Origin of the sequence: Bacillus cereus, assembly GCF_007678085.1 — a bacterium.
Taxonomy (GTDB): domain Bacteria; phylum Bacillota; class Bacilli; order Bacillales; family Bacillaceae_G; genus Bacillus_A; species Bacillus_A cereus_BE.
This window is the reverse complement of record NZ_VEDW01000002.1, coordinates 647126-671553: the sequence shown is the minus strand read 5'-3', so window position 1 is coordinate 671553 and position 24428 is coordinate 647126. Positions and strand designations below refer to the sequence as shown.

Here is a 24428-nt window from a genome sequence, read left to right as displayed (position 1 = left end):
TTATAAACCATATTTCTTTAGGCGATGAAAAAAATAGCCGCTAACACGAAGTGATAACGGCAATGTAATCTACATATATTTTTGCCAATAACAAGAAAAGAAAAACCTTTTCCTACATTTATATCATAAAATGATGAATGACTCAACAAATGGAAACGCTGTTATATTAGTTATTACGTTTTGCAATCAAATCGCAAATAGATAGTAAATATTCATCTTGTAATTGCAAGGAACCAATAGCATCTTTTGCTTTTGCAATTGTTTCTTCTAAAATACCCTTTGCTCTATCTACAGTAAATAACGTCGTATATGTGCTCTTTTCGTTGGAAACATCACTACCAATCGGTTTTCCAATCTCTTCTTCGGTTCCTTCCACGTCTAGAATATCATCTCGAATTTGGAACGCTAGGCCGATATATTTCGCAAACGCAAGTAATTTTTCTTCTTGTTCTGCTGTGGCATCAGAAAGTATCGATCCGGCAAGTACAGCGAATTCAAGTAGTTTCCCAGTCTTATGCTTATGAATATACTCCAGCTCTTCAATCGTAAGCTTTTTCCCTTCAGCTTCCATATCTGCTACTTGTCCGCCAACCATTCCTTCTGGTCCTGCCGCTTTTGCAAGCTCCAGTACAAGTCTTACTTTTTTTTCAGCAGAGATTTCCTTTTGTTCATATGCCATAATTACTTGAAAAGCATACGTCAACAAACCATCGCCTGCTAAAACTGCCATCGCTTCACCAAATACTTTATGATTTGTGGGCTTCCCTCTTCTTAAATCATCATCATCCATACAAGGTAAATCATCATGAACTAACGAGTATGTATGTATCATTTCAAGAGCACAAGCTGCACCTACTCCAAGATTTCTTTCTTTACCAAACGCTTGTAATGTTGCAAATAAAAGTAACGGGCGGAGACGCTTTCCACCCGCTTCCAAAGAATATGCCATCGCTTCACGAAGTACATTTGGACATTGTAATTCATTTGCATAGCTTACAAGCTTCTCTTCTACGAAAGTTTTACTTTCTTTCAAAAAAGTATCAAAAGCAACAGTCACTATGCTTCATCTCCTAAAGCAGTAAACGGTTCAAGCTCTCCATCTTCCCCAAGAATAACTGCCATTTGTTCTTGTACGTTCTTCAACTTCTCATCACAAAGCTTAGATAATTCCATACCTTCTTTAAAATAAGAGATTGCTTCTTCTAAAGGTACGTCACCTTGCTCTAGCTTAGAAACGAGATGCTCAAGTTGCGAAATTGCCTCTTCAAAGCTTAATTTATTTTCCATTATTCAATTCACGCTCCTCTATACCTGATACGCTACAATCTAGTATTCCATCTTGTAATTGAACTGAAACAGCATCTCCAAGGCTGACATCTTTCACACTTTTTAACACTTGCTTCTCTTCATCATATACAAGCCCGTACCCTCTCATCATTACTTTAAGCGGACTTAACGCTTCAAGTTTTTGAGCAGCTCTTACAAAGGCAAATTCTTTCGTTTGAAGTAATGTTTGCATTTCACGTTGTAATTGCTTTTGCAATGTTTCAACCGCTACCTTCGTTTGCATAATCTTCTGAGATGGGTGGTGCTTCTCTAAATAAAATGAAAGCTGTTTTAACTGATTTACCTTTTTATCAATATAGCGCTCTTTCGCTAAAACAAGCTGCTCTAACGCTCTATCTAATTGCTCTTCTTTTTGCTCATATACTTGTCTTGGATAACGAAACGCATAAGATTTTTGCAATACTTGTAGTTTTTCTTCTTTTTTATGTACTAACTCTCTCATTGCTCTTTGCAATCTTAGAGTTCTTTGTAATACCTTTTCTTGTAACTCTATAATGTTAGGCGCTGCCAGCTCAGCTGCTGCAGTCGGTGTTGGTGCACGTAAATCGGCAACAAAATCCGCAATTGTAAAGTCCGTTTCATGACCTACTGCCGAAATAATAGGAATCTCACTCTTGAAAATGGCCCTTGCAACCATTTCTTCATTAAACGCCCATAGTTCCTCAATAGAGCCTCCGCCTCGCCCAACGATTAGTACATCTATCTCTCCCATTTCATTCGCTGTACGAATCGCTTGTACAATTGAGGGAGCTGCTGACTCCCCCTGTACAAGTACCGGAAACACAATAATATTTCCAATTGGATAACGACGTTTAATCGTTGTTATAATATCACGAATCGCTGCTCCTGTTGGCGACGTAATCACACCTATTGTTTTAGCATAAGGAGGAATTGTTTTTTTATAAACTTGAGAAAACAAACCTTCTTCCTCTAAACGAACCTTTAATTGTTCGTAAGCTAAATGTAGGTTTCCGATTCCGTCCGGCTGCATGTCTTGAATATAAATTTGATAAGAACCGCTCGCCTCGTAAACGGAAATTTTCCCTTTCACAAGTACCTTCATCCCATTTTCAGGTCTGAATTTAATATTACGATTATGACCCGCAAACATAACCGCTGCGATTCTTGCATTTTCATCTTTCAATGTAAAATACATATGACCACGACTATGATTTTTAAAATTGGAAATTTCACCTTTTAACCAAACAGACTGCAAGTGCGGATCATATTCTATTTTTGTTTTTATATAGCGTGTTAACGCTGTAACGGTTAAATATTGTTTCTCCATTTCTCTCTCCTCATAGCCGACTCAAATTATTTACAAACGACACCTGCACGTTTAGCTGATTCAACAGTATTATGAAGAAGCATTGTGATCGTCATTGGACCAACACCCTTTGGCACAGGTGTAATGTAACCAGCAACATCTAACACGTTGTCAAAATCAACATCACCACAAAGTTTTCCTGTTTCTAAACGGTTTACACCAACGTCGATTACAACCGCTCCTTCTTTCATATAATCAGCTGTTACCATCTTAGGTCGTCCAACTGCTACGATTAAAATATCAGCTAACTTCGTTAACTCTTTCATATTTTGCGTCTTAGAATGACAGTATGTGACAGTTGCATTTTCATTTAAGAACAATTGTCCCACTGGCTTGCCGACAATATTACTTCTTCCAATTACTACAACATGTTTTCCTGAGATATCAAGGTTTGTTTCTTTTACTAATTCTACAATACCGTGCGGTGTACATGGAAGGAATGTATCTTGTCCCGTCATCATACGTCCCACACTAATTGGGTGAAATCCATCTACATCTTTTTCTGGTGAAATTCTTTCAATGATAGCTTTTTCTTCAATATGTTTTGGTAAAGGTAATTGCACTAATATGCCATTAATACGGTCATCGCCATTTAAGCGATCGATTTCAGCAAGCAAACGCTCCTCCGTAATTGTTTCAGGAAGTTCAATTAACTCTGAATAGATGCCTACTTGTTCACAGCCCTTTTCTTTTCCTTTTACATAAGAACGAGATGCTGGATCTTCTCCAACTAGAATAACTGCTAATCCTGGTACAATCCCTTGCTCTTTCAACTTCACAACTTCTTCTGTTAATTGTGCTCGTTTTTTCTCCGCAACTTCATTTCCTTTGATGATTACTGCTACCATTTTAAGATTCCCCCTTAAAGAAATTACAGTGTATCTTTTATATTAGATAAAACGCCGTTAATGAAACGACGAGATTCCTCATCCCCAAATGTTTTAGCAATTTCAATTGCCTCGTTAATTGTTACGTTGTGTGGAATTTCTTCCATGTATTTCATTTCATATACAGCTACACGTAAAATACTGCGATCAACAATACTAATACGCTCTAGCTTCCATTTTTTTAAGTTTTGACGAATCGCTTCATCAATCACTTCTTTATTTTCTACAAAACCTACTACAAGTGATTCTAGAAACTCATTTGTTTCTTCACCTTCATCTAGCGTGTTTTCCACCGCTACTTTCGGTTCTAATTCACCTGTAATATCCATTTGGTATAATGCTTGCATCGCTCTTTCTCTAGCCGTCCTACGTTTCATTGTAACTCTCCTTTATGCTTCAAGTCTTTCCTTATGCTTTGTTATATTATTATAATTTATAAGCCGTCAATTCACTTACTCTTACAGTTTTCATTGATTTTCCAACCTTATAATACAATGATAATAACACAATTTATCATTTCACACACGGGTTACAAGGCTGAAAAATAATAAAAAGATTAACTTCAAGTTCCATATCTTATCACAATGTACGTTTTTTGGAAAAACGAAACATTTTCTTTTTAATTTCTTTTTTTTTGAAATAGTATAATAATTAGAGGGTTTTAATTTGTGAAGAAATGAAACGATAAAAAAGATGCCTATGTTACTAGGCATCTTCTTCATTCTTACACTGGTTCGATTTCTGTTTTTTGTGTTTCGAATGTTACGCCAACGATGTGAACATTCACTTCTTTTGGCTCAAGCCCTGTCATTGTAAAGAGCGCCTGGCGAATGTTGTCTTGAATCTTTTGTGCAACAACTGGAATTGCTACGCCAAAGTACATCACAACATAAAGGTCAACGATAATATCTTCGTTTGCTAATTCAACCTTTACACCTTTACCATGATTTTTCTTACCTAACTTCTCAACAACATCTGTAGCAAAATTACCACGCATTGCCGCTACACCTTCTACCTCAGCAGCTGCAATACCTGCGATTACTTCAATTACTTCTGGTGCAATTTCTACTTTACCAAGAGTTGTATCTTGACCCATATCTAACATATGTTCAGCCATGAAAAAAACCTCCTTTAATGTATCACTGCGTCACAAGTTCATGCTCTTCCAAAAATTTCGTATTAAACTCACCTTTTACAAAGTCAGGATGATCTAGCAATTGCAAATGGAACGGGATTGTTGTATGTACGCCTTCAATGACAAACTCACTGAGTGCACGCTTCATTTTTGCAATTGCCTCTTCACGTGTTTTTCCGTGAACAATTAATTTAGCAACCATCGAATCATAGAAAGGTGGGATTGAATATCCCGGATATACAGCTGAATCGACGCGAATGCCAAATCCGCCTGGTGGCAAGTACATTTCTACTTTACCTGGAGATGGCATAAATTTTTTGGCAGGGTTTTCCGCATTAATTCGGCATTCAATTGCCCAACCATTAAATTGTACTTCTTCTTGCTGTAACGATAACTTTTCTCCAGAAGCAACACGAATTTGTTCTTTAATTAAATCCATCCCTGTTACCATTTCAGTAACTGGATGCTCAACTTGAATTCTCGTATTCATCTCCATGAAATAAAAGCTTTTCGTTCTATATTCATAAATAAACTCAACCGTACCAGCACCTGTATAATCAACCGCTACCGCCGCTTTAACTGCCGCCTCACCCATCTGCTTGCGAACATTTTCATCAAGTGCAGGTGATGGACTTTCTTCTAGTAGTTTTTGCAAACGGCGCTGAATTGTACAATCACGCTCTCCTAAATGAATGGCATTTCCGTGTGTATCTGCCATTATTTGAATCTCAACATGGCGGAAATCTTCAACGTACTTTTCTAAGTATACACCAGGGTTCCCAAAAGCGGTACTAGCTTCTTGCTGTGTAATTTGAATTCCTTTTACAAGCTCTTCTTCATGGCGTGCAACACGAATACCTTTTCCGCCGCCACCTGCAGTCGCTTTAATAATAACGGGATATCCAATTTGATTAGCAAGCTCGATCGCTTCTTCGGTATTTTTAATAATCCCTTGTGAACCTGGTACAATCGGAACCCCTGCTTCTTTCATTGTATCACGAGCAACGTCTTTTGTGCCCATCTTTGAAATAGCTTCTGGACTTGGACCGATAAAAATCAAGTTACATTCACGGCATAGCTCTGCAAAATCTGCATTCTCTGCTAAAAATCCGTACCCTGGGTGAATAGCATCGCAGCCTGTTAACTTCGCAACACTAATAATGTTCGTCAAATTTAAATAGCTTTCTTTCGAAATCGTTGGCCCTACACAATACGCCTCATCAGCAATTTGTACGTGAAGTGACTCTTTATCTGCTTCTGAATAAATTGCGACTGTTTCAATATCCATTTCTTTACAAGCACGAATAATTCGTACAGCAATTTCCCCACGATTGGCTATTAATACTTTTTTTATCATCACAAAGACTCCCTTATTACGCTTTTACAAGAAATAGCGGTTGTCCATACTCAACAAGCTGTCCATTATTAACAAGAATCTCAACAATTTCGCCATCTACATCAGCATCGATTTCGTTAAATAATTTCATAGCCTCGACAATGCATACGATAGAATCTTTCGATACTCTATCCCCTACACTTACATATGCAGGTGTATCAGGCGAAGAAGAAGAATAGAATGTACCTACCATCGGTGATGTAATTTTATGTAGGTTTTCATTTTGAACAGCTTTTTTCTCTTCTTGTTTTGGTACTTCCACTTGTGCTGCCGCTACTGTTGTTTCAACTTCAACAGGTGCTACTGGTTGCACCGCTTGTTTTGCTACAGGTGCTTGCACCGCAACAACTTCATTACCACGCTTTTTCATTTTGATTGTCGTACCATCTTTTTTGTATTCGAATTCATCAATATTAGAGCTATCAATTAATTTAATTAATTCACGAACTTCTTGAATTTTAAACATGTAAAATCCACTCCCATACTCTTGTTTGTCCCGTTTTTACAGATTCTCATCACTAAAACTAGATTGACTGTAAAAATACGATGTACTCTATTAGAAAATGTATTTCATTCACTAATAGAAATAGTTACTATTTCCATCTTACGATAAATTTTTTAAACATTCCAATTTATATTTCTTTATAATAAATCGAAATTCCTGTAAAAATATTATTCCAATAAAAATTTATTACCTAGTAATAATACCAAGTTTCACACAAAATTGGCAAGACCACTTCCTAAAAAACATTCTTTACTTTTTCAAAATGCTACACAGTAAACGTATCATTACCGCTCCACTCTTCAACTCATCTATAGTCAATAACATATTTTTACCAAATATTATTTTTTTGTTTACACGTCGTTCATCATTCCTTCATATAAGAATAGTATGTTCAAAGTGTAGAAAATATATCGTATCGAGGTGTGGACATATGATATGGCTCATTCTCTTCTTACCTGCCGTAATGGTCTGGGCATTCGTTCTCTTCATCCATGTCAAATCCGGAAAAAGTAATCACCGTTACCATGAACCGCTAATCTTTTACTCACAACGTATTTCTCCGTTCCGAGTTGAACATAGTAAAAACAACTACAAAGACGAAACAGAAAAAAGCTATCGAAAATGATAGCTTTTTTCTATTATTATTTTTATCTAACTATTTTCAAGCAATCCGATTCGTAAAAGCTAATAATCCGCGGGGGATGTCCCCGCGGATTATTAGCTTTTATTTTGTTGGTGGATCAAATTTTACACCTACATCTTTTGATCCGCCTTCACTTCTTACAAGTTGGATAATTTTATTCGCTTCTTTTTGTGAATGCTTTGCTGCTTTCACAGTTACTCTAATGTCAGTTCCATCAGCTCTTACAAGGGCATCTTTATATCCTCCTTGAGACTTAATCACTGTCTCAAGTAATTCTTGCTTCGTTTCCATTGTAGTGATTGCATCAAAATTATCTTTCGCTTTACTCTTTTCTGTTGCTGAAGATTTTGCTGAATTCATTACTTCTTGTAATCTTGCTTTTTGTTCACTACGCTGATCTTCCATTTGCATACGTAACGCTGTGAAATTTTCATCACTTGATTGAACTGTTACGTTAGCATCTTTTTTACTTGTTTCTTTGTTTGATGTTTCCTTGTTTGCATTCTCTTTTTTGTCTGTTTCTTTATTTGTTGTTTCTTTATTTGTTGTTTCCTTACTTGTATTTTCTTTTTTAGGCGTTTCTTTAGTCGCTTCATTTGTTACTGCTTTATCAGTACCTTGTTTTTCTTGTCCAATCTTTTCACCTGTTGCCGGCGATGCTGTATTCATTTTGTCAGGAGTTGTTACGTAATAAACAGATAGTACAACAACTAAACTTAACATCGTTAATAACCAAACCGTTTGTTTTTTTAACACTGTATTTCCTCCCTATCAATTTTTCGGTGATACTGAAACGCGATGAGCTGGTACATCTAGTAGTCGTATGACTGCTTCTTTTACCATCGCTTTAACTTGTATATTATCCACTCCCTTTGCTACGACAAGGACACCTCGCACTTTCGGTTTCTCTGTTCGTAAAACAACGGGAGTTTCTTTATCCCCTTCACGTATAATGACTGTCTTTTCATCAAGAGACTCATCTTCTACTTCCCTTTTACCGCCTGTTTTATCTGTTTCACCTGTTGTTTGTGAACGTTTCACTGTATTTTTTTCTAATATTTTTTCCTCTGATGAATCTAAGTTCACTTTAATCGTTACATCTTTTACTCCTGCAATTTCTTCTAAAGCTGCTTTTAATTCTTGTTCATACGCTTTTTCATACTTTTCTACATTTGACATACTATCGTTATTTTTTTGTCCGAAAGTTGGTACATCTTTTTCTTGATTTTGCGTTTTTTGTTCTTTAAATACAGGTACTTCTTCCTTTTTACTTGAAAAGAGACTACTAGAAAACATAAGCAAAATTCCAAGTATGAGTAGGACAAGTAAAAACTTAGGTGTCACCTTTTTTCCCTTCTCATTGCTTTCTTTTTCATCCCCATTCAATAAGTTTCGAAAAAATGAGAACTTCGAATTTTTATCTTTATTGTCCATTTACTCTACCTGTCCTCCCTTCCATTTGAACTTGGATTTGTTTATTCTCTAGTTGCCACCTGCTTGAAAAGAAGTCTTTCATTTCTACATTCGTTTCCTCTACCTTTTTCGGAGGTTCCTTCGTGTTAATTTCAACTGGCTTTACTGTTTCAATTGCATCATTTTTACTACGTTCTTTTTCTTTCAACGTCACAACAACAGATTGAATATCTTTCGCTGACTTTACTTCCGCTGTACTTTCCGCTGCGACTATTTGTATTTCAGAGACTGTCATACCATATTTTTTTTCGAACTCTTTTCCTACTTCTTTTTTCATTTTGGTAGCCATCTCTTCTAAACTATATGCACGTGTTAGAGCTTGTATTTCTTTTTTCTTCGAATCTATTGAATTTTTTACAGATCCTTCTGCTACGTACTTCTCTTCATTAAAATTTGCGATTACTTCATTTACATCTGTTTGCAATAGTTTAAAAAGAGGCGTTAAAATTAAAACAACTAATAATAGACTTACAACGAATTTAACGTACTTTTGCAAATTAGAATTTGGAAGAATAAGATGAAGCATTGTCGCTAAGAGTAAAAAAACGATAATATTTCTAATCCACTCTGTAACAAATTGCATACCCTTCACCTCCTACCGCATCATAAGTGTAATGTTCCCCGCAGCAATAATAATTGTGATACTTAAAAAGAACATAAATGATACGATAGCTAAGCAAGCAAATACGTAAATGATGCTCCGCCCGATAATATCTAAACATTGAATAATTGCTCCGCCGCCAACTGGCTGTAATACTGCTGCTGCGAATTTATAAATAAACGCGATACAAAAAATTTGAATCGCTGGAAAAGCGACAATTAAGCATAGAATGACGAGCCCGATAATTCCGACTGTGTTTTTTAATAATCCCGACGCACTAATAACAGTATCCGCCGCCTCTGTAAACATTCTTCCTACTACAGGAATAAAGTTCCCTGTTACAAATTTAGCAGTTTTCACAGCGATTCCATCAGCAACAGCTGTCGCTGTTCCTTGTACAGATAATACCCCTAAAAAAATTGTTAAAAAGATACCAATAATCCCAACGCTAACGTTTTGCAGAAGCTTGGACAATTTCGTAACTTTATATTGATCACTCATCGTACTTACAATACTTAATATCGTTGCAAGTAATAAAAGTGGTAGAACGATATAATTCATCAAAAGCCCACTCGTGTTCATTAAGAAGATGATAATCGGATGAAAAAATGATACAGATACAACACCACCTCCAGTTGCTATGAGTGCAAGCAAGATGGGCAATAGTGCTAATATGAAATCTACCATTGTTTGTATCGTTTCTCTTGCGTATGTCATGACGACATAAAAGCTGTTTAAAGCGAAAATAATAAGTACCATATATACAACTGCATCCGCAATTTTACTTACGCTACTTTTTGAAAAGGAAGATTGCAACGATTGCAACAATGCACTAAAAATTGTGAGCATAATGAGCGTTCCAAGTAGTTTCCCATTTGCAACAAGTTCGTGAAATAAATACTTTAATAAACCTAGCATCCACTCTTTTATAGAAATTTCTTTTTCTCCCTTTACAAACTCCATAAAGCTACCTTTTTGACTCTCTGGTAAATAACCTCCATATTTTGTAACAAGCCCGTCCCAAAATTGCTTCACATCTTCAATTCCGAGCTTATCCAATTGTTGATCAACGACGTTTGTTTCCACAGGAGAAGCTTGTACAACAACCGGTAAAGAAAAGAAAAGGAAGCAAGCAAATAGCAGCTTAGCTCCAAACCCCCTCAACATTCACTCCCCCTTATCCCGTCGGTAAAAATCCGAGAATAGTTTCAATTACAACCGTCAAAATAGGAATCGCCATTACTAGAATTAAGATTTTTCCAGCTAATTCAATTTTCGAAGCAATTGCACCTTGCCCTGCATCTTTTGTAATTTGCGCTCCAAACTCAGCAATATAAGCAATCCCAATAATTTTCAGCAACGTTTCTACATACACGTTGCTAACTTTCGCTTCACTCGCTACTCTCTCAATCATTTGTAAAATAGAGTGAATTTGATCGATTAAAAGAAGGAACATCACACTACCTACAAACACAATAAATAACGACGTAATGCTAGATTTATGTTGGTTTAATACAGCTGCTAAAAACGTAGCAACGAGGCCTAATCCGACAATTTGTATAATCTCGATTCGAACCGCCTCCTTTACTGGAAGAGAAAGACACTTTTAATCTTGTCGAATAGCGTATTAATTAAAAATGCGACATGAAATAAAATAACGACAAAACCGACAAGGATAACCCAATTTGCAATATCCTCACGCTTTAATTCTTTTAGTACGGTATGAATGAAAGCTAAAACAATGCCGATTCCGGCGATTTGAAATATTAATCCAACATCAATGGACATCGCCTTTCTCCCTCCTATAGCAGTAAAATTACGATAAGTAGCCCCGCTAGTACCCCTAAGCTCTTAATCATTTTTTCATATTGCATTTGTAACGCTTTCGCTTCGCCTTCTTCTCTCTCCAAATGTGTAATACATAAGCGAATATGTTTTTGTTGTGATTCACGATCATGCTGTCCGAGCGTTTCACCAAATTGCTGCAAAATCTCGTACTCAGTTTGTTGAAATGCTGTTAGCTTCCAATTTTCTTTCAAACTATCTATCCAAGCTTCTCTTACCGTTTGTTCTCCGCTTTCTAGCCTTCTAGCGAAACTTTGAAATATCCAATTTAACGGCTTCGGCATTTGTTTCACTAATCGCTCGGCAGCTTCAGACAAAGGTGTATGCCCATACATAATTTCTGCCTCTAATGATTGAAGTGCCGCTTTTAATAATCTAAGTTGCCGCGGCCTCTCGCTATATTTTTTTGCGTATGAAAATCCGAAAAAGGTGCTGACCGCAACGATTAACACTGCACCAAATATTTTCACCATACGCCTTGCACCTTTCTATGAGGTAATACCGATTTTCCATTTTTATCTTTCACTTGCATAACTGTTCCTGGTCCTCTTGCTTTTGATAGCTCCACAAACCTATCAAATATGCCGAGCTCCAGCACCGCCTTTAGTGATGGACGTTTCACAACATCATCATACGAAAATCCATGTGCACTTATAAAAAGCTGAACCCCTGCATGCACCGCCTCCATAATTGCTTCACTATCTTCTTTACGTCCGATTTCGTCTACAATCAAAATATCTGGACTCATAGAACGAATCATCATCATCATTCCTTCAGCTTTTGGACATGCGTCTAACACATCTACTCTTGTGCCAAAGTCATATTGCGGGATGCCTTTCACGCAGCCTGCAATTTCTGACCGCTCATCAACAATCCCCACTTTACAAGAAGAAATTTTCGAAGTACTTACACCTTGACTCATGCAACGTGCTACATCTCTTAAAAGTGTTGTTTTCCCCGTTTGCGGCGGGCCAATTACCATTGTGTTTAACCATCGCGACTCATACAAATACGGCAAGAGCGGTTCAGCAATTCCTATTTTTTGGCGAGCGATACGAATATTAAAGGAAGAGACATCTCGAATCATTTTCACTGCGCTTTTTTCTGTAATGACTTTTCCAGCTAAGCCGATTCTATGTCCTCCTCGAAGTGTCACATACCCACGTTTTAATTCCTCTTCCATCGTATAAATTGAGAATTGACTTAACTTATTCAATAAGTAAATCGCATCCTCTGCTGTAACAACATAGTCATAAAAAAACACTTCGCCATGAGCAATACACTCTAGCGGTCTTCCAATTCGAACACGGATTTCCTCTAGAGCATCGTACTGCTTACAGCTTTCCACTAACTGCTTCATCGTTTTCGGTAAAACTTCTAATACTTCTTTCATCAGCTTCTCCCCACTATACCTGGCTTACTATTTCAACAACGCGATAAAAATGCAGCCAATTCCAAGCGCTAGAAAAAAGAGTTTCAAGAAAGAAATCTCACTTGCCACACTCGCTATACCTATTGTCATTGTTAAAATTAATACGGTCGGTCCAACAAACGCCAACATACCATTTATAAACAATGCTTTCTTCGCATCATTCACATAAAGCATAAGCAAAGCGGCGAATATTTCCGCGCTACCTGAAAACAACCGAAGTAACCCCATTACAAGCACGGATGTTTCCATTGCCGCTAGCCACTGTTTCATTCTCCCACCTTCTCCCATAACGGTTACTAGTGCTGTCTGCTACAAAAGAGTATATTTGTACAACCATATGCAGAGGTTGTCTATTTCAGAAGTAAAAACATAATTTTTATCTAACGTCTTTAAATACTCTGAACATTCTTATTATTTAATGTTATATTATGGTATATTTAATTTAAAAGGGGTATAGACGATGCAGCAAGTTACTTTAGTACCACTCGATTTACGCTATGCAAATGTGATTTTTAAGCTATCAAGTGATCCACACATAAAAAATGCATTAGGAATAAAAGTAGAAAAGATTGAAGACACGAAAGCATTTCTTCTTTTCGCAATAGAAGAAGAACGCAAAGAGAAGGCTTTATCGAGAATGATCGTAAATGAAGAGAATGAAATAATTGGCCTCACCACGCTTAAACACATTAATTATGAAAAGAAACAATCTCACATTGGCAGTTGGCTTGGTTATCCATACTGGGGGAAAGGATATAATGAGGCCGCTAAAATAGAAATCTTTAAAATTGCTTTTTTGGACTTACAACTTTCCTACGTATTTGCTGGCGCTAAAACGAATAATGTCCGCTCATTAAAAGCACAAGAAAAACTGCCTTATATTTCATTGCATGTGGAAGATAGATTCCCTGATGAACATTCTGCCTTAGAGAATGAAGTACAATCTTCTTGTGTACTACATGTCGTGTCACGTGAAAAATTTCTAAATTGGCTAGACCTAAAAAAGGAGAAGGAAAAATATGAAGATATTAAAAATTAGTTTAACAGTCGTAGTAGAATTAGCTCTTATTTATCTTTTTTCATTATTGGTCAGTTGGTCATTTATGGAGACTTTTTTCCTTGGTAGTTTAGCGATATTTGCAATTACTTGGCTAATTATTATGAGTAATCATAGAAACAACATTACAGATCATGCAATCAGTAAAACACTGACTGGTGTTGAGACTGGCGAGATAAAACCATTTCAAATTGTTTTGACTCCGTACATTATGGGTACCCTTTCACTTGTTTTAGTTAGTTTTGTTATAACGGCTATTTATTATCTGCCCTATTTCCTATAAAAAAAGCACTCGTGATAATCACGAGTGCTCTTCTACTATGCACGAGAAACGTATTTACCTTCACCAGTATTGATGATAAGCATTTCGCCTTCGTTAATGAAGATTGGTACTTGTACAACAAGACCAGTTTCTAATGTAGCTGGTTTTGTTACGTTAGAAGCTGTATCTCCTTTAATACCAGGCTCTGTTTCTGATACTTTTAATTCAACTGTGTTTGGAAGTTCAACACCAAGTACTTCCTCTTGGTATGTCATAATAGATACTTCCATGTTTTCTTTTAGGAATTTAAGTTCGCGCTCGATTTGTTTTTCACCAAGTTCGATTTGCTCGTAAGTTCCGTTATCCATAAATACGTGAGACTCACCGCTCGCGTATAAGTATTGCATACGACGGTTTTCGATGTGTGCTTTTTCTACTTTTTCACCTGCACGGAATGTTTTCTCTTGAACAGATCCTGTGCGAAGGTTACGTAGTTTAGAGCGAACGAATGCAGCACCTTTACCTGGCTTTACGTGTTGGAAATCCATTACTTGCCAAAGGCTATTATCCACTGAAATTGTTAAACCTGTACGAAAATCGTTTACTGAAATCATGTAAAAAAATCCTCCTGTATATTACAAAATAATAAGTTCTTTTGGTGATTTCGTAATTACTTCATTACCTTCACTTGTTACAATGATATCATCTTCAATACGTACGCCGCCAATACCTGGAATATAAATACCTGGTTCTACTGTTACAGCCATACCTGGTTCAAGAACTGTATCAGAACGGAACGCTAAACCTGGTGCTTCATGGATTTCAAGACCGATTCCATGACCAGTAGAGTGTCCGAAGTATTCACCATATCCTTTTTCCGTTATGTAATCGCGCGTTAACGCATCCGCTTCACGGCCTGTTAAACCAGCTTTAATACCGTTCACACCACATAATTGTGCTTCTAAAACGATATTATAAATTTCTTTCAATTTATCAGATGGTTCACCAACTGCGATCGTACGAGTAATATCAGAGCAATACCCTTTGTAATAAGCGCCGAAGTCTAATGTAACGAAATCTCCTGTTTCTATCACTTTTTCAGATGCCACGCCGTGCGGTAATGCCGAACGAAGACCTGAAGCAACGATAATATCAAACGAAGAAGATGTTGCTCCTTGTTTTCTCATGAAAAATTCAAGTTCATTTGACACTTCAATTTCAGATACTCCCGGGCGAATGAATGATAGAATATGTTCAAAGGCAGCATCTGCAATCTGTGCAGCTTCCTTTAATATCTTAATCTCTGAATCAGTCTTTATCAAGCGTAACTTTTCTACAAGCCCAGAAGTTGGGATAAATTCAGCATCAACCGCTTCTTTATGCGCTGAATAAGAACTATATGTAAGAGTATCTTGCTCAAAGCCAAGCTTTTGAATTCCTAGTTCCTTCACTTGCTTTGCAACTTCCTCGATAATTAATCCTGCATGCTGTACGATTTCATATCCAACAGCTTGTTTAGTAGCCTGCTCTACGTAACGGAAGTCTGTAATAAATTGAGCACGATTTTTCGAAATCAGTACAACACCAGCTGTTCCTGTAAAGTTAGCCATATATCTACGACTATGTTCATTTGTTAACAAAATACCATCAATACCAGCCTCATCAAATGCACTTCTTAATCTTTCGATTTTCTCCATTACTTTATGCCTCCCTCAATTTCTCCATTAATGCAAATAACGCTAACTTATAGCCATAAAAACCAAATCCAACAATTTGTCCCGCACAAACAGCTGCTGTCACAGATTCGTGACGGAACGACTCACGTTGGTGAATGTTAGAAATATGTACTTCAATAACAGGAATCGAAATGCTCGCAATTGCATCTCGAATCGCATAGCTATAATGCGTAAATGCTCCAGGATTTAAAATGATCCCTTCATATATATCTTCCGCCTCATGAATACGATCAATAATCGCACCTTCATGATTCGATTGGAAACATTCTAACTCCACTCCCATTGTTTCTGCTTCTTGCTTCATATCTGCTTCAAGTGTCGCTAGCGTGCCCTTTCCATATACATTTACCTCTCTGACACCGAGGCGATTTAGGTTAGGACCGTTTACGAGGAGTACCTTTTTCATATGCTTAAAACTCCTTAATATTAAATGTCTATACAACATTTTAACATAGGAGTTACTTATTTGAATAGTTTGTCTTCTCTTCTCCTTCTCGCTCGACCTTATTGGTATTTACGGCGTAGGAAACAGAGTATGCTATAAACACACCATATAATATAAAAATGCATATCGTCGTCACAAGTGTTTCTTTTGGTAAATGGAGTGCACTTTTAATAGCAGGCGCTATTAACCCCATTCCGAAAAATAGTAACGCCCACCAAAATAAACCGTAAATCACCCCTGGAAGAATTCCTTCAAACTTTGCCAAAAGCGCTTTATACAAAAAGGCAATTAAAATCGAAAGTAGTCCCATACAAACAATTCCTGACACATTGCCCCATACCCCTTCTTTCCAGCTTCCAAAGGCAAAAGGTAAAAGTAAATAGTTCGGTCCCGCTTCCGTAAATGAAAATATATGAAGGAAATACCATATCCCCCCCCAAAAGATTCCACCAAATAAACCAATTTGCACAAAATTCCTTGTTCCTAATTGTTCTTGACTCACATCGACACCTCCGCTCAATAGTATGCCCGAAACTATTTTGAACCATGTTTAAATACTGCGAAATTTGTCTATAAAAAGAATAAGAAATGTCCGACTCTCGTAACATTTTCCCTTGTCATATACTTGTATTTGTCGATAAAATAAAGGAAACTCGGTGATTGTCTTATTTCAAAATGACAGAACCCAGTATGACAATTGCCTCTTTTTCTACATAAGAGAGAAACAAATACAGGTTGGTGTTAACATGGCAGAAGAGTCAAAACAAATATATGGCGGGCAAGCAGTCATAGAAGGAGTTATGTTTGGCGGTAGAGAATATACTGTTACAGCAGTTCGTCGTAAAGACAAATCGATTGAATTTTATCGATTACCACGCGTTCGTAATAAAGCATTATCTATCCTGAAAAAAATTCCATTTTTACGAGGAATTGCCGCTATTGTGGATGCAAGTGCGAACGGAGCAAAACATTTAAACTTTGCTTCAGAACGATTTGATGTCCACCCAGAAGACGACGAACAAATTGCAAATAAAAAAGAAGAACAATCGAAATTAACGATGGTATTAGGAGTTGCAGCAGTTGGCGTTTTATCTTTCATATTCGGTAAAGTCATTTTCACAGCAGTCCCTGCACTACTAGCTGAATTAACGAGACCGATTTTCCCATCTCATACAGGGCAAATCATTGTCGAAAGTGTCATTAAGCTCATGCTATTATTGAGCTATATATACTTTATTTCTTTAACCCCACTTATTAAGCGGGTATTTCAGTACCATGGTGCGGAGCATAAAGTAATTAATGCCTATGAGAATAATCTTCCGATGACTGTAGAAAATGTACAAAAACAAACTCGCCTTCATTATCGCTGTGGCAGTAGCTTTATTATATTTACAGTCATTATTGGAATGTTTGTTTATTTCCTTGTCCCTACAGATCCACTTTGGGCCAGAGTCGTAAACCGAATTTTATTAATTCCAGTCGTTCTCGGCATTTCTTTTGAAGTGTTACAATTTACAAATCGATTACGGGATATCCCAGTATTACGCATACTTGGATATCCCGGATTATGGCTGCAACTGTTAACAACGAAAGAACCAACAGATGATCAAGTAGAAGTAGCCATTGCATCGTTTGAAGAATTATTACGTTTAGAAAACAAACAATAATTATTTAAAAATGGTGTTCAACTCCTTTCCTCATCGTTAATATACTATTTTTAATATATGTTTTTAGGAGGTGTTCCTTATGAACGGTCGTTCGTTTACTTTCGCTATATTTGTGCTTATTATCGGATTAGCAATATTCGGCCTTGTTTCATCTGTCATTACAGACCCAATGGGAGTGTTAAGAAATATTGGTATCATGTTGGCTGTCGTTGGTATCTTTTATTTACTCTACAAAATGTTTACAAACTCTAGTGGTTCTGCAAATTCGCAAAGCTCTTATAAGCGTGCTGCAAAACAATCGAACCGCAAACATGGGAAACAAAATGTAGCACCCCTAAGCAATTCTTTCTTTAAATCAAACGCTTCTAATGACAAAGGGAAAAAAGGCACTCCTTCCACTTTGAAGCGAAAAAGAAAACAATCTCATTTAACTGTCATTGAAGGTAAAAAAACAAAAAAGAAAGACCGTGCTTCCTTTTAGGAAATACGGTCTTTTTTTATACTTTGGAGCACTTCTTTCAGACTTTTATCTTTCATACTTTCAATTCGAAGGTGATGATTTTCAAAGGGTAAGTTCCGTGTCACATCATTAGGTACAACGACACACTTTAATCCTGCTGCAATCGCTGCTTTCAATCCGTTTAACGAGTCTTCAAATACAACCGCTTCAGATGGATCAATCCCCAAATCTTTTATCGCAATTTGATAAAGTGCTGGATCTGGTTTTACCTTTTCAACATCTTCTCTCGTTTTAATGACTTCAAAATAATCTCGAATGTGTAGCTCTTCCAAAAAAGGAATAACCCATTCTCTAGATGAACTAGAGGCTAATGCGATTTTCAATCCCATTTCTTTCGCTTCCTCTAAATATTCTTTTACACCATCACGAGATTCTGTTACTTTCATTTTCTCTTTATGTAAAGTTTTCACTTTTTCTTTTAATACATGTTTGTTAAACTTCTCTTTTAATTGCTCATTTAAATATGCATATAGTACATCATCTGTCGTTCCAATACATTTTGCAAATTCCTCTAAAGGTAACTCCCCGCCATACTCACGAACGGCTTCTCTGAAAGAGTGAAACCATATTGTTTCTGTGTCCACAATTAATCCATCAAAATCAAAAATAATTGCTTTCATAATTCTCCCATCCTTTTCGATTGAAATAAAAAAGGAAACGACATACGTTCCCCTTAATTACTTTTCTCTTCATTTGCTTTTTGAACGCCACGAAGTGTTTCCACTCGAACCTCATCTTGTTCGAAGTATTGCACTAAATCACCAATGCGGTCAATTGCTTCCCAGCTTAAATGATGTTCAATTCCTTCTACATCATTGTAAATTTTACTTTCATCCAAACCGATAATACGCATAAATTGCTCTAGCAAGTCATGACGGTATACGAGACGTTCACCGATTTTTTTACCTTTTGATGTTAATACAAGCCCTCTATATTTTTCATAAATTAGATATTCATCTTTGTCTAATTTTTGCACCATTTTTGTTACAGAGGATGGATGTACACTCAGCGCTTCAGCAATATCAGATACGCGGGCATAACCCTTTTCATCAATCAACAAATAAATTTGTTCAATATAATCTTCCATACTAGGGGTAGGCATCGGTTTCCTCCATCCAATTTCATTTTGCTCATTCCGTACGAAGCAATCAATAAAATGATACACCAGAAAGAATAACGTGACAAGTTGAAAACAAGCCTAAATATATAAAACAAAAAAGAATCTGTATTTGTATACAGACTCCTCTTAAGTAAAGTATTGTATTTCTGCATCAGGAAAAAACTCATGTATATAACCTCTTATTGTTTCTTCCAATATTTCTGCATCATCTTTTTTATATACGTATTTCCCGATGCCGTATCGTCCCCATTTATATTTACGCTTCTCTTCATCCATCTCAAGCTTCGTATTCGGATAACGCTCTTGAATGACCTTTTTTGCTGGTTTTGTAAAGCGATGTTGAATTAATTCAAATGTTAAATTCGGTATCGACAAATCTTTTAGCGCATTGTACAGTCGCTCAAATAGTTCTCGGTATCCTTCTTCCCATCCTTCATGCATATAAAGTGGCGCAACTATAAAGCCAAGTGGATAACCCGCGCCTGCTACTTTACGAGCCGCTTCAATTCGTTCTTCAAACGGTGACGTCCCTGGCTCAAAATTTTTAATCACATACCGTGAATTAATACTAAACCTGAAACGAGTTTTCCCATTATGTTTTGCATCTAACAAATGATCAACGTGCGAATATTTCGTAACGAAACGTAAACGCCCATACTCACTTTCTCCAATAAATTCAATTGCCCGCTTTAATGCATGTGTTAAATGATCAATCCCAACGATATCTGATGTACAAGCTGCTTCAAACCTCGTTATTTCAGGTGCTCTTTCATCCATATATTGCTTTGCCTTCTCAAATATTTCATCGAGATTAACATACACGCGAACGTATGGCTTACTCCCAAGTGTCGTTTGCAAATAACAATAATGGCAATGTCCCATACACCCTGTTGCGAGCGGGATTGCATATTCAGCTGACGGTTTTGACGTATCAAACTTTAATGTCTTCCTCACCCCAACGACAAGCGTTGCCTTTGCATTACGATACTTTTGCAAATCATTTTCACCTGGCAAATTTCTAATTTGATTATGAGATGTCGTTTCACGAATTTCTAATCCCATCTTCGTAAACTTCTCATACAACTCTTTTCCAAGCGGATATTCAAGTGCCTTCGGTTCAAAGTACACTATTTTTGGCATAAATGGTTTCATACGCTTCCCTCCTCTCGTTAGTATGGGAAACGTTGAAAAATTAACACGCATTAAAGTTTTCCACCTCAGTAACTTGCGATGCAAGTTACTGGATGTTATAATTTGGATAACGGCTACCTTGCAACGCAAGTTACCCGAGTAAAAGGTGGTGAAATCATGCACAGCCAAATGTTAAAAGGTGTGCTTGAAGGTTGCATCCTATACATCATTTCACAAGAAGAAGTGTACGGATATGAACTGAGCACAAAATTAAATAAACACGGATTTACATTCGTAAGCGAAGGAAGCATATATCCGTTATTGTTACGCATGCAAAAAGAAAAATTGATTGAAGGAACATTAAAAGCCTCCTCACTCGGCCCAAAACGTAAATATTATCACGTAACCGATAAAGGATTAGAACAACTTGAGGAATTTAAACAAAGCTGGGGAATGGTTTCAACTACGGTGAACAATTTATTACAAGGGGAGTGATAGGGATGAAGGCGAAAGATTTAATCGAACTAAATAACGAAAAGCGTAAATTATTAACTACAGAGAATGAAACCGCCTATAGTGACATGTTAATATACATTCGCTTAGCTAAAGTACCAGAATACCACGCGGAAGAACTGCTAATCGAAATTCTTGATCACCTTATTGAAGCACAACAAGAAGAAAAAAGTACTTATGATATTTTTGGCGACGACTTACAGGCATACTGTGACGAACTAATTGCTGCCCTACCGAAACAAAGTTTATGGGAACAATTATCGATTCCTTTATTTATAACTAGTTACCTGTTAGCAATATATTTTGCTGTTTCTTCCGTAATTGCATTGGTATTTCCCTTATTTTCAAATGAAGCACATTTTAAATTTGTACACATTGATTTCATCTATCTGCTTGCATTTATCTTGTCCGTACATCTTATGATACGTTTTGTTTTCGATTTTATAAACACTGATTTATTTAAAAATAAAACAACTATTTGGAGGCATATTGGATGGTTCTTAATACGCCATAGCCTATGGATACTATTAATTGGCATTTCCTTTTTATTTATTAAACAGCCCTATACTACATTACAAATCTCACCTTGGATCGGCGCTTTACTAGCTATCTCTTGCTATACACTATACAAAATCTTCTTCAAAAAAGAATATTTAGCCTTTCAAAAGGAGTGACGATATGATGACTGAAAAAGAAATGGTTAAGTTGAACAATGAAAAAAGAAAGTTATTAACACCTGAAAACGAAGCTGCTTATGGTGATATGTTAGTATATCTTCGAATATCAAACGTACCCGAGCAACAAATGGAGGAACTGTTACTAGAAATATTAGATCATCTCATCGAAGCACAAGCCGAAAATAAACGTGCTTATGACATCTTTGGAGATGATTTACAGTCTTATTGCGATGAGCTTATATCAGCTTTACCAACCCAAACAAAGTTAGAAAAAACTTCTCTAATCGGTTTTGCTATTAGTTTACTTCTTGCTATACAGTTTGGAATCGATGCAATTGTCTCATTTTTCATTTTAACCTTTGGAAATAACGCTGATCAATTAACTCCAGTTTTTAGTATCCCTGGAACTACCTTGTCTGTTTCAATAATTATACTAGGCATACTATTTATTTTATATTTATTAAAGCGTTACTCCTTTGATCAGAAGATGAATTGGAAAAGAAGAATTCTCTTTGGTTTCGCTTTTGCTACTCCATTTTGCTCAGCTGTATTCTTAAATATTTATTTTCAAAAGCAACCTTATTTCATTTACCATCTGACCTTTTGGCAAAATGCTTTAATCGCTATCTTATTTTTTGTTTTATATAAATTACTATACAAAAAATCAAATTTTTAACAGCCTTTCAAAAGGCTGTTTTTCTTCTGTCTAATTTTACAAATTGAAAAATTTCATAAAGAAAATAAGAAAAATGCAAAATAATTAAAGTTAATTGTTGACGTGATGCTTTTATTATCGGTATCATAAATCTTCGTGAGCAATTATTTTTCGTTATACGATTTTTTTATTATTACTGAATTTTTGAGAGGAGAAATTAGATGTCAGTTAAGAAGAAAACGCAAGTACGCACCGGCAAAATGGTACGTGAACTAATGTTAGCAGACGAAGATGTAAATGCTTCGCTAATTATGGTATATAGTGAAAACGGTGTAAACGCAGAAATTAAAATCGAGGGCTTAACGCCGAAATGTAACGAAGAATTATTTTTGAGCGGAAACGTGGATTGGAACAAGAGTGTTATTTATAAAATTGTTGATTTCACTGGGAACGCTGAAGTTGGTAAAGTTACATTAACAGCGATGAACAAAAACAATGTTTCTCTAGAAGTTGAACGCGTAATGTGGAGCAAAGAGAATAAAGAAGCTACTGAGCAAGAAGAAACTGTTGTAGAAGCTACTCCGAAAAAAGAAGTAGTTGTAGAAGCTCCAAAAGCAGTTACACCGGCTCCAAAACCTGTTACGCGAGTAGAAACACCTGCAGCACCTAAACCTACTCCGGTATCAACGCCGAAGCCAGTAAGTGTAGAAGCTGCTGTGGAATTATCTACTCCAGCACCTGTGAAAAAAGCAGTACCAACTCCAGTTACAAAGCAAGAGACAGCACCGGTCGCGCCTGCAAAACCGAAGCAACCTGCTTTGACTGAAACAAATACAAAACTACAAGAAAATTATGTGAAACTCGTGAAAAAGACAATTGAAGTTTGTCAAGATTACGAGCTTGGCATCGACATAGATGATTCTATTGAAGGATTAAAAAAAGAACTACAAAGCCAAGGTATTAGCGTTACATTTGACAAAGAAATTATGGACGTTGTAAATCGCCTTCGTTCTTTACAAGATAAAGGAATCAAAGTAGAAAAAGTACTTAATTTACTATAAAAATAAGAGGTGGCAATTGCCGCCTCTTATTTTTTATAGTTCCATTCCTTACTTTCATACTTCTCTTTTGCTAATGTTTGCACTTCATGTAATTGTTCTTCTGTTAATTCATACGGAACAAGCTCTACATCTAATCCTTTTTCAAACCCAACCTCAAACGCTTTAATTAACTGATCGATTGTAAACGTACGGTCTGTTAATTCATTAATTGCTACCGCTTTAGAAGAGAACATACTCTTCATACGCTCTTTTACACGTTCATTCGGGAATAAAAATAGGTCGTATAACTCATCTAAATCTATTTCTAATGGAATCGATCCGTGCTGTAAAATTACACCTTTTTGACGTGTTTGAGCACTACCTGCGATTTTTCTTCCTTCTACTACAATTTCATACCAAGATGGTGCATCAAAACATACGCCTGAACGTGGATTTTTTAAATTTTCACGGTCTGCTTCTGTTTTTGGAACTGCATAATAAGCTTCTAATCCTAATGCTTTAAAACCGTCTAGTAAACCTTGCGAAATAATACGATACGCTTCTGTAACTGTTTTTGGCATATTTGGATGATCTTCAGACACAATAACACTGTACGTTAATTCTTTATCATGTAGCACACCCCTGCCGCCTGTTTGACGACGAACGAATCCGTATTTCTTTTCGTTAACTACATCCATATTAATATCTTTTTCAACACGCTGGAAATACCCAACTGTTAATGTTGGGACTTCCCACTCGTAAAAACGAATAGTTGGTGGCATTTTCTTTTCACTTTGCCAATTTAATAAACATTCATCTAACGCCATATTAAATGCCGGTGAACATTGACCAGAGTTAATATAACACCATTTTTCTTTTCCCATCCTGCACCTCATATAACCAATTATTTTTCACATTCTCTAGTCTACCAAATTCGACAAAATTTGTGAAAGAATACGAAATTTCTTCTTATATGCAAATGAATCTGTTGCATAAATACATACGGGCATTATA

34 protein-coding genes are annotated in these 24428 nt (G+C 36.4%); 9 read left to right on the top strand and 25 right to left on the bottom strand.

What is annotated here, in order from left to right:
• Positions 1–166: 166 nt before the first annotated feature.
• The 8 genes from ispA to accB all read right to left on the bottom strand — a co-directional run bounded on the left by ispA (position 167) and on the right by accB (position 6558).
• On the bottom strand, positions 167–1057 hold the full coding sequence (gene ispA, locus FS742_RS12705; RefSeq protein WP_144612680.1) for a (2E,6E)-farnesyl diphosphate synthase: 891 nt from the start codon (positions 1055–1057) through the stop codon (positions 167–169).
• The gene (gene xseB, locus FS742_RS12700) at positions 1057–1287 is read right to left on the bottom strand and encodes an exodeoxyribonuclease VII small subunit (RefSeq protein ID WP_000428423.1); all 231 of its coding nucleotides are present in this window, start codon (positions 1285–1287) and stop codon (positions 1057–1059) included. Before xseB ends, ispA begins: the two co-directional genes overlap by 1 nt.
• Positions 1277–2635, bottom strand: coding sequence for an exodeoxyribonuclease VII large subunit (gene xseA / locus FS742_RS12695; protein ID WP_144612678.1), 1359 nt, complete (start codon positions 2633–2635; stop codon positions 1277–1279). The genes xseB and xseA overlap by 11 nt, the downstream gene beginning before the upstream one ends.
• Positions 2636–2661: 26 nt before the next feature.
• Positions 2662–3522, bottom strand: a complete 861-nt coding sequence (folD, locus tag FS742_RS12690) for a bifunctional methylenetetrahydrofolate dehydrogenase/methenyltetrahydrofolate cyclohydrolase FolD (RefSeq protein ID WP_000226737.1) — start codon at positions 3520–3522, stop codon at positions 2662–2664.
• Positions 3523–3545: 23 nt separating this feature from the next.
• Positions 3546–3938: a N utilization substance protein NusB gene (gene nusB / locus FS742_RS12685; protein WP_000830249.1), complete on the bottom strand. Its 393-nt coding sequence runs from the start codon at positions 3936–3938 to the stop codon at positions 3546–3548.
• Between the two features lie 347 nt (positions 3939–4285).
• Positions 4286–4678, bottom strand: a complete 393-nt coding sequence (locus FS742_RS12680) for an Asp23/Gls24 family envelope stress response protein (RefSeq protein ID WP_000807630.1) — start codon at positions 4676–4678, stop codon at positions 4286–4288.
• A 22-nt stretch (positions 4679–4700) separates the two neighbouring features.
• A complete protein-coding gene (accC, locus tag FS742_RS12675; protein WP_061677463.1) occupies positions 4701–6053 on the bottom strand; it encodes an acetyl-CoA carboxylase biotin carboxylase subunit in 1353 nt (450 codons plus the stop codon).
• Between the two features lie 16 nt (positions 6054–6069).
• A complete protein-coding gene (gene accB / locus FS742_RS12670) occupies positions 6070–6558 on the bottom strand; it encodes an acetyl-CoA carboxylase biotin carboxyl carrier protein (protein ID WP_048531065.1) in 489 nt (162 codons plus the stop codon).
• Between the two features lie 469 nt (positions 6559–7027).
• On the opposite strand from accB, the gene FS742_RS12665 reads away from it, so the two are divergent.
• Complete coding sequence (locus FS742_RS12665) at positions 7028–7222, top strand: hypothetical protein (RefSeq protein WP_033678013.1); 195 nt, start codon at positions 7028–7030, stop codon at positions 7220–7222.
• Between the two features lie 99 nt (positions 7223–7321).
• Here FS742_RS12665 and FS742_RS12660 read toward each other — a convergent pair whose 3' ends face one another.
• Genes FS742_RS12660 through FS742_RS12620 form a run of 9 tightly spaced genes read right to left on the bottom strand, consistent with a single transcriptional unit; the run spans position 7322 to position 12861 of the window.
• Positions 7322–7996 (bottom strand): SpoIIIAH-like family protein, encoded by a 675-nt coding sequence (locus FS742_RS12660; protein WP_144612677.1) that lies wholly within the window; start codon positions 7994–7996, stop codon positions 7322–7324.
• Between the two features lie 15 nt (positions 7997–8011).
• On the bottom strand, positions 8012–8674 hold the full coding sequence (spoIIIAG, locus tag FS742_RS12655) for a stage III sporulation protein AG (RefSeq protein WP_144612675.1): 663 nt from the start codon (positions 8672–8674) through the stop codon (positions 8012–8014).
• Positions 8664–9296 (bottom strand): stage III sporulation protein AF, encoded by a 633-nt coding sequence (gene spoIIIAF / locus FS742_RS12650; RefSeq protein ID WP_098760808.1) that lies wholly within the window; start codon positions 9294–9296, stop codon positions 8664–8666. The genes spoIIIAG and spoIIIAF overlap by 11 nt, the downstream gene beginning before the upstream one ends.
• Positions 9297–9308: 12 nt before the next feature.
• Positions 9309–10481 carry a stage III sporulation protein AE gene (gene spoIIIAE, locus FS742_RS12645; RefSeq protein ID WP_140970405.1) on the bottom strand — a complete coding sequence of 391 codons (1173 nt, stop codon included), beginning with the start codon at positions 10479–10481 and terminating at the stop codon, positions 9309–9311.
• 10 nt (positions 10482–10491) lie between these two features.
• Positions 10492–10875 (bottom strand): stage III sporulation protein AD, encoded by a 384-nt coding sequence (gene spoIIIAD, locus FS742_RS12640; protein WP_079998460.1) that lies wholly within the window; start codon positions 10873–10875, stop codon positions 10492–10494.
• Positions 10876–10898: 23 nt separating this feature from the next.
• Complete coding sequence (gene spoIIIAC, locus FS742_RS12635) at positions 10899–11102, bottom strand: stage III sporulation protein AC (RefSeq protein WP_000020914.1); 204 nt, start codon at positions 11100–11102, stop codon at positions 10899–10901.
• A 14-nt stretch (positions 11103–11116) separates the two neighbouring features.
• The gene (gene spoIIIAB, locus FS742_RS12630; RefSeq protein ID WP_073516470.1) at positions 11117–11632 is read right to left on the bottom strand and encodes a stage III sporulation protein SpoIIIAB; all 516 of its coding nucleotides are present in this window, start codon (positions 11630–11632) and stop codon (positions 11117–11119) included.
• On the bottom strand, positions 11626–12552 hold the full coding sequence (spoIIIAA, locus tag FS742_RS12625; RefSeq protein WP_144612674.1) for a stage III sporulation protein AA: 927 nt from the start codon (positions 12550–12552) through the stop codon (positions 11626–11628). The genes spoIIIAB and spoIIIAA overlap by 7 nt, the downstream gene beginning before the upstream one ends.
• Positions 12553–12579: 27 nt before the next feature.
• Complete coding sequence (locus FS742_RS12620) at positions 12580–12861, bottom strand: YqhV family protein (RefSeq protein WP_000816054.1); 282 nt, start codon at positions 12859–12861, stop codon at positions 12580–12582.
• Positions 12862–13051: 190 nt separating this feature from the next.
• Between FS742_RS12620 and FS742_RS12615 the strand changes: the two genes are divergently transcribed.
• Together FS742_RS12615 and FS742_RS12610 are read left to right on the top strand one after the other, a co-directional pair.
• Positions 13052–13630 carry a GNAT family N-acetyltransferase gene (locus FS742_RS12615; RefSeq protein ID WP_144612672.1) on the top strand — a complete coding sequence of 193 codons (579 nt, stop codon included), beginning with the start codon at positions 13052–13054 and terminating at the stop codon, positions 13628–13630.
• Positions 13611–13931: a hypothetical protein gene (locus tag FS742_RS12610; RefSeq protein ID WP_144612670.1), complete on the top strand. Its 321-nt coding sequence runs from the start codon at positions 13611–13613 to the stop codon at positions 13929–13931. Before FS742_RS12615 ends, FS742_RS12610 begins: the two co-directional genes overlap by 20 nt.
• Positions 13932–13966: 35 nt before the next feature.
• Here the strand turns inward: FS742_RS12610 and efp are convergent, their stop codons facing one another.
• The 4 genes from efp to FS742_RS12590 are packed head-to-tail and all read right to left on the bottom strand — an operon-like array spanning position 13967 to position 16593.
• Positions 13967–14524, bottom strand: a complete 558-nt coding sequence (efp, locus tag FS742_RS12605; protein ID WP_144612669.1) for an elongation factor P — start codon at positions 14522–14524, stop codon at positions 13967–13969.
• Between the two features lie 21 nt (positions 14525–14545).
• Positions 14546–15607: a Xaa-Pro dipeptidase gene (pepQ, locus tag FS742_RS12600; protein WP_144612667.1), complete on the bottom strand. Its 1062-nt coding sequence runs from the start codon at positions 15605–15607 to the stop codon at positions 14546–14548.
• A 4-nt stretch (positions 15608–15611) separates the two neighbouring features.
• Positions 15612–16052, bottom strand: coding sequence for a type II 3-dehydroquinate dehydratase (gene aroQ / locus FS742_RS12595; RefSeq protein ID WP_000757087.1), 441 nt, complete (start codon positions 16050–16052; stop codon positions 15612–15614).
• 52 nt (positions 16053–16104) lie between these two features.
• Entirely contained in the window at positions 16105–16593 is a 489-nt protein-coding gene (locus FS742_RS12590; protein ID WP_144612665.1) for a YqhR family membrane protein, read from the bottom strand.
• 244 nt (positions 16594–16837) lie between these two features.
• On the opposite strand from FS742_RS12590, the gene FS742_RS12585 reads away from it, so the two are divergent.
• On the top strand, positions 16838–17758 hold the full coding sequence (locus FS742_RS12585) for a DUF1385 domain-containing protein (RefSeq protein ID WP_144612664.1): 921 nt from the start codon (positions 16838–16840) through the stop codon (positions 17756–17758).
• A gap of 79 nt (positions 17759–17837) precedes the next feature.
• Positions 17838–18239 carry an SA1362 family protein gene (locus FS742_RS12580; RefSeq protein WP_001014445.1) on the top strand — a complete coding sequence of 134 codons (402 nt, stop codon included), beginning with the start codon at positions 17838–17840 and terminating at the stop codon, positions 18237–18239.
• On the opposite strand, the gene FS742_RS12575 is transcribed toward FS742_RS12580, so the two are convergent.
• The 3 genes from FS742_RS12575 to splB all read right to left on the bottom strand — a co-directional run bounded on the left by FS742_RS12575 (position 18236) and on the right by splB (position 20550).
• Positions 18236–18898, bottom strand: a complete 663-nt coding sequence (locus FS742_RS12575) for an HAD-IA family hydrolase (protein ID WP_144612662.1) — start codon at positions 18896–18898, stop codon at positions 18236–18238. The two genes, FS742_RS12580 and FS742_RS12575, sit on opposite strands and share 4 nt — an antisense overlap.
• A 53-nt stretch (positions 18899–18951) precedes the next feature.
• On the bottom strand, positions 18952–19380 hold the full coding sequence (mntR, locus tag FS742_RS12570; RefSeq protein ID WP_001143071.1) for a transcriptional regulator MntR: 429 nt from the start codon (positions 19378–19380) through the stop codon (positions 18952–18954).
• Positions 19381–19524: 144 nt separating this feature from the next.
• Entirely contained in the window at positions 19525–20550 is a 1026-nt protein-coding gene (splB, locus tag FS742_RS12565; protein ID WP_144612660.1) for a spore photoproduct lyase, read from the bottom strand.
• Positions 20551–20706: 156 nt separating this feature from the next.
• Between splB and FS742_RS12560 the strand changes: the two genes are divergently transcribed.
• The 4 genes from FS742_RS12560 to FS742_RS12545 all read left to right on the top strand — a co-directional run bounded on the left by FS742_RS12560 (position 20707) and on the right by FS742_RS12545 (position 23435).
• Positions 20707–21024, top strand: coding sequence for a PadR family transcriptional regulator (locus FS742_RS12560; protein WP_000556083.1), 318 nt, complete (start codon positions 20707–20709; stop codon positions 21022–21024).
• Positions 21025–21029: 5 nt separating this feature from the next.
• The gene (locus FS742_RS12555; protein WP_144612658.1) at positions 21030–21716 is read left to right on the top strand and encodes a DUF1129 domain-containing protein; all 687 of its coding nucleotides are present in this window, start codon (positions 21030–21032) and stop codon (positions 21714–21716) included.
• Positions 21717–21723: 7 nt separating this feature from the next.
• Positions 21724–22395, top strand: a complete 672-nt coding sequence (locus FS742_RS12550; RefSeq protein WP_144612656.1) for a DUF1129 family protein — start codon at positions 21724–21726, stop codon at positions 22393–22395.
• 200 nt (positions 22396–22595) lie between these two features.
• Positions 22596–23435: a hypothetical protein gene (locus tag FS742_RS12545; protein ID WP_144612654.1), complete on the top strand. Its 840-nt coding sequence runs from the start codon at positions 22596–22598 to the stop codon at positions 23433–23435.
• A 26-nt stretch (positions 23436–23461) separates the two neighbouring features.
• Here FS742_RS12545 and FS742_RS12540 read toward each other — a convergent pair whose 3' ends face one another.
• Positions 23462–24298 carry a lipoate--protein ligase family protein gene (locus FS742_RS12540; protein ID WP_000514070.1) on the bottom strand — a complete coding sequence of 279 codons (837 nt, stop codon included), beginning with the start codon at positions 24296–24298 and terminating at the stop codon, positions 23462–23464.
• Positions 24299–24428: the final 130 nt, after the last annotated feature.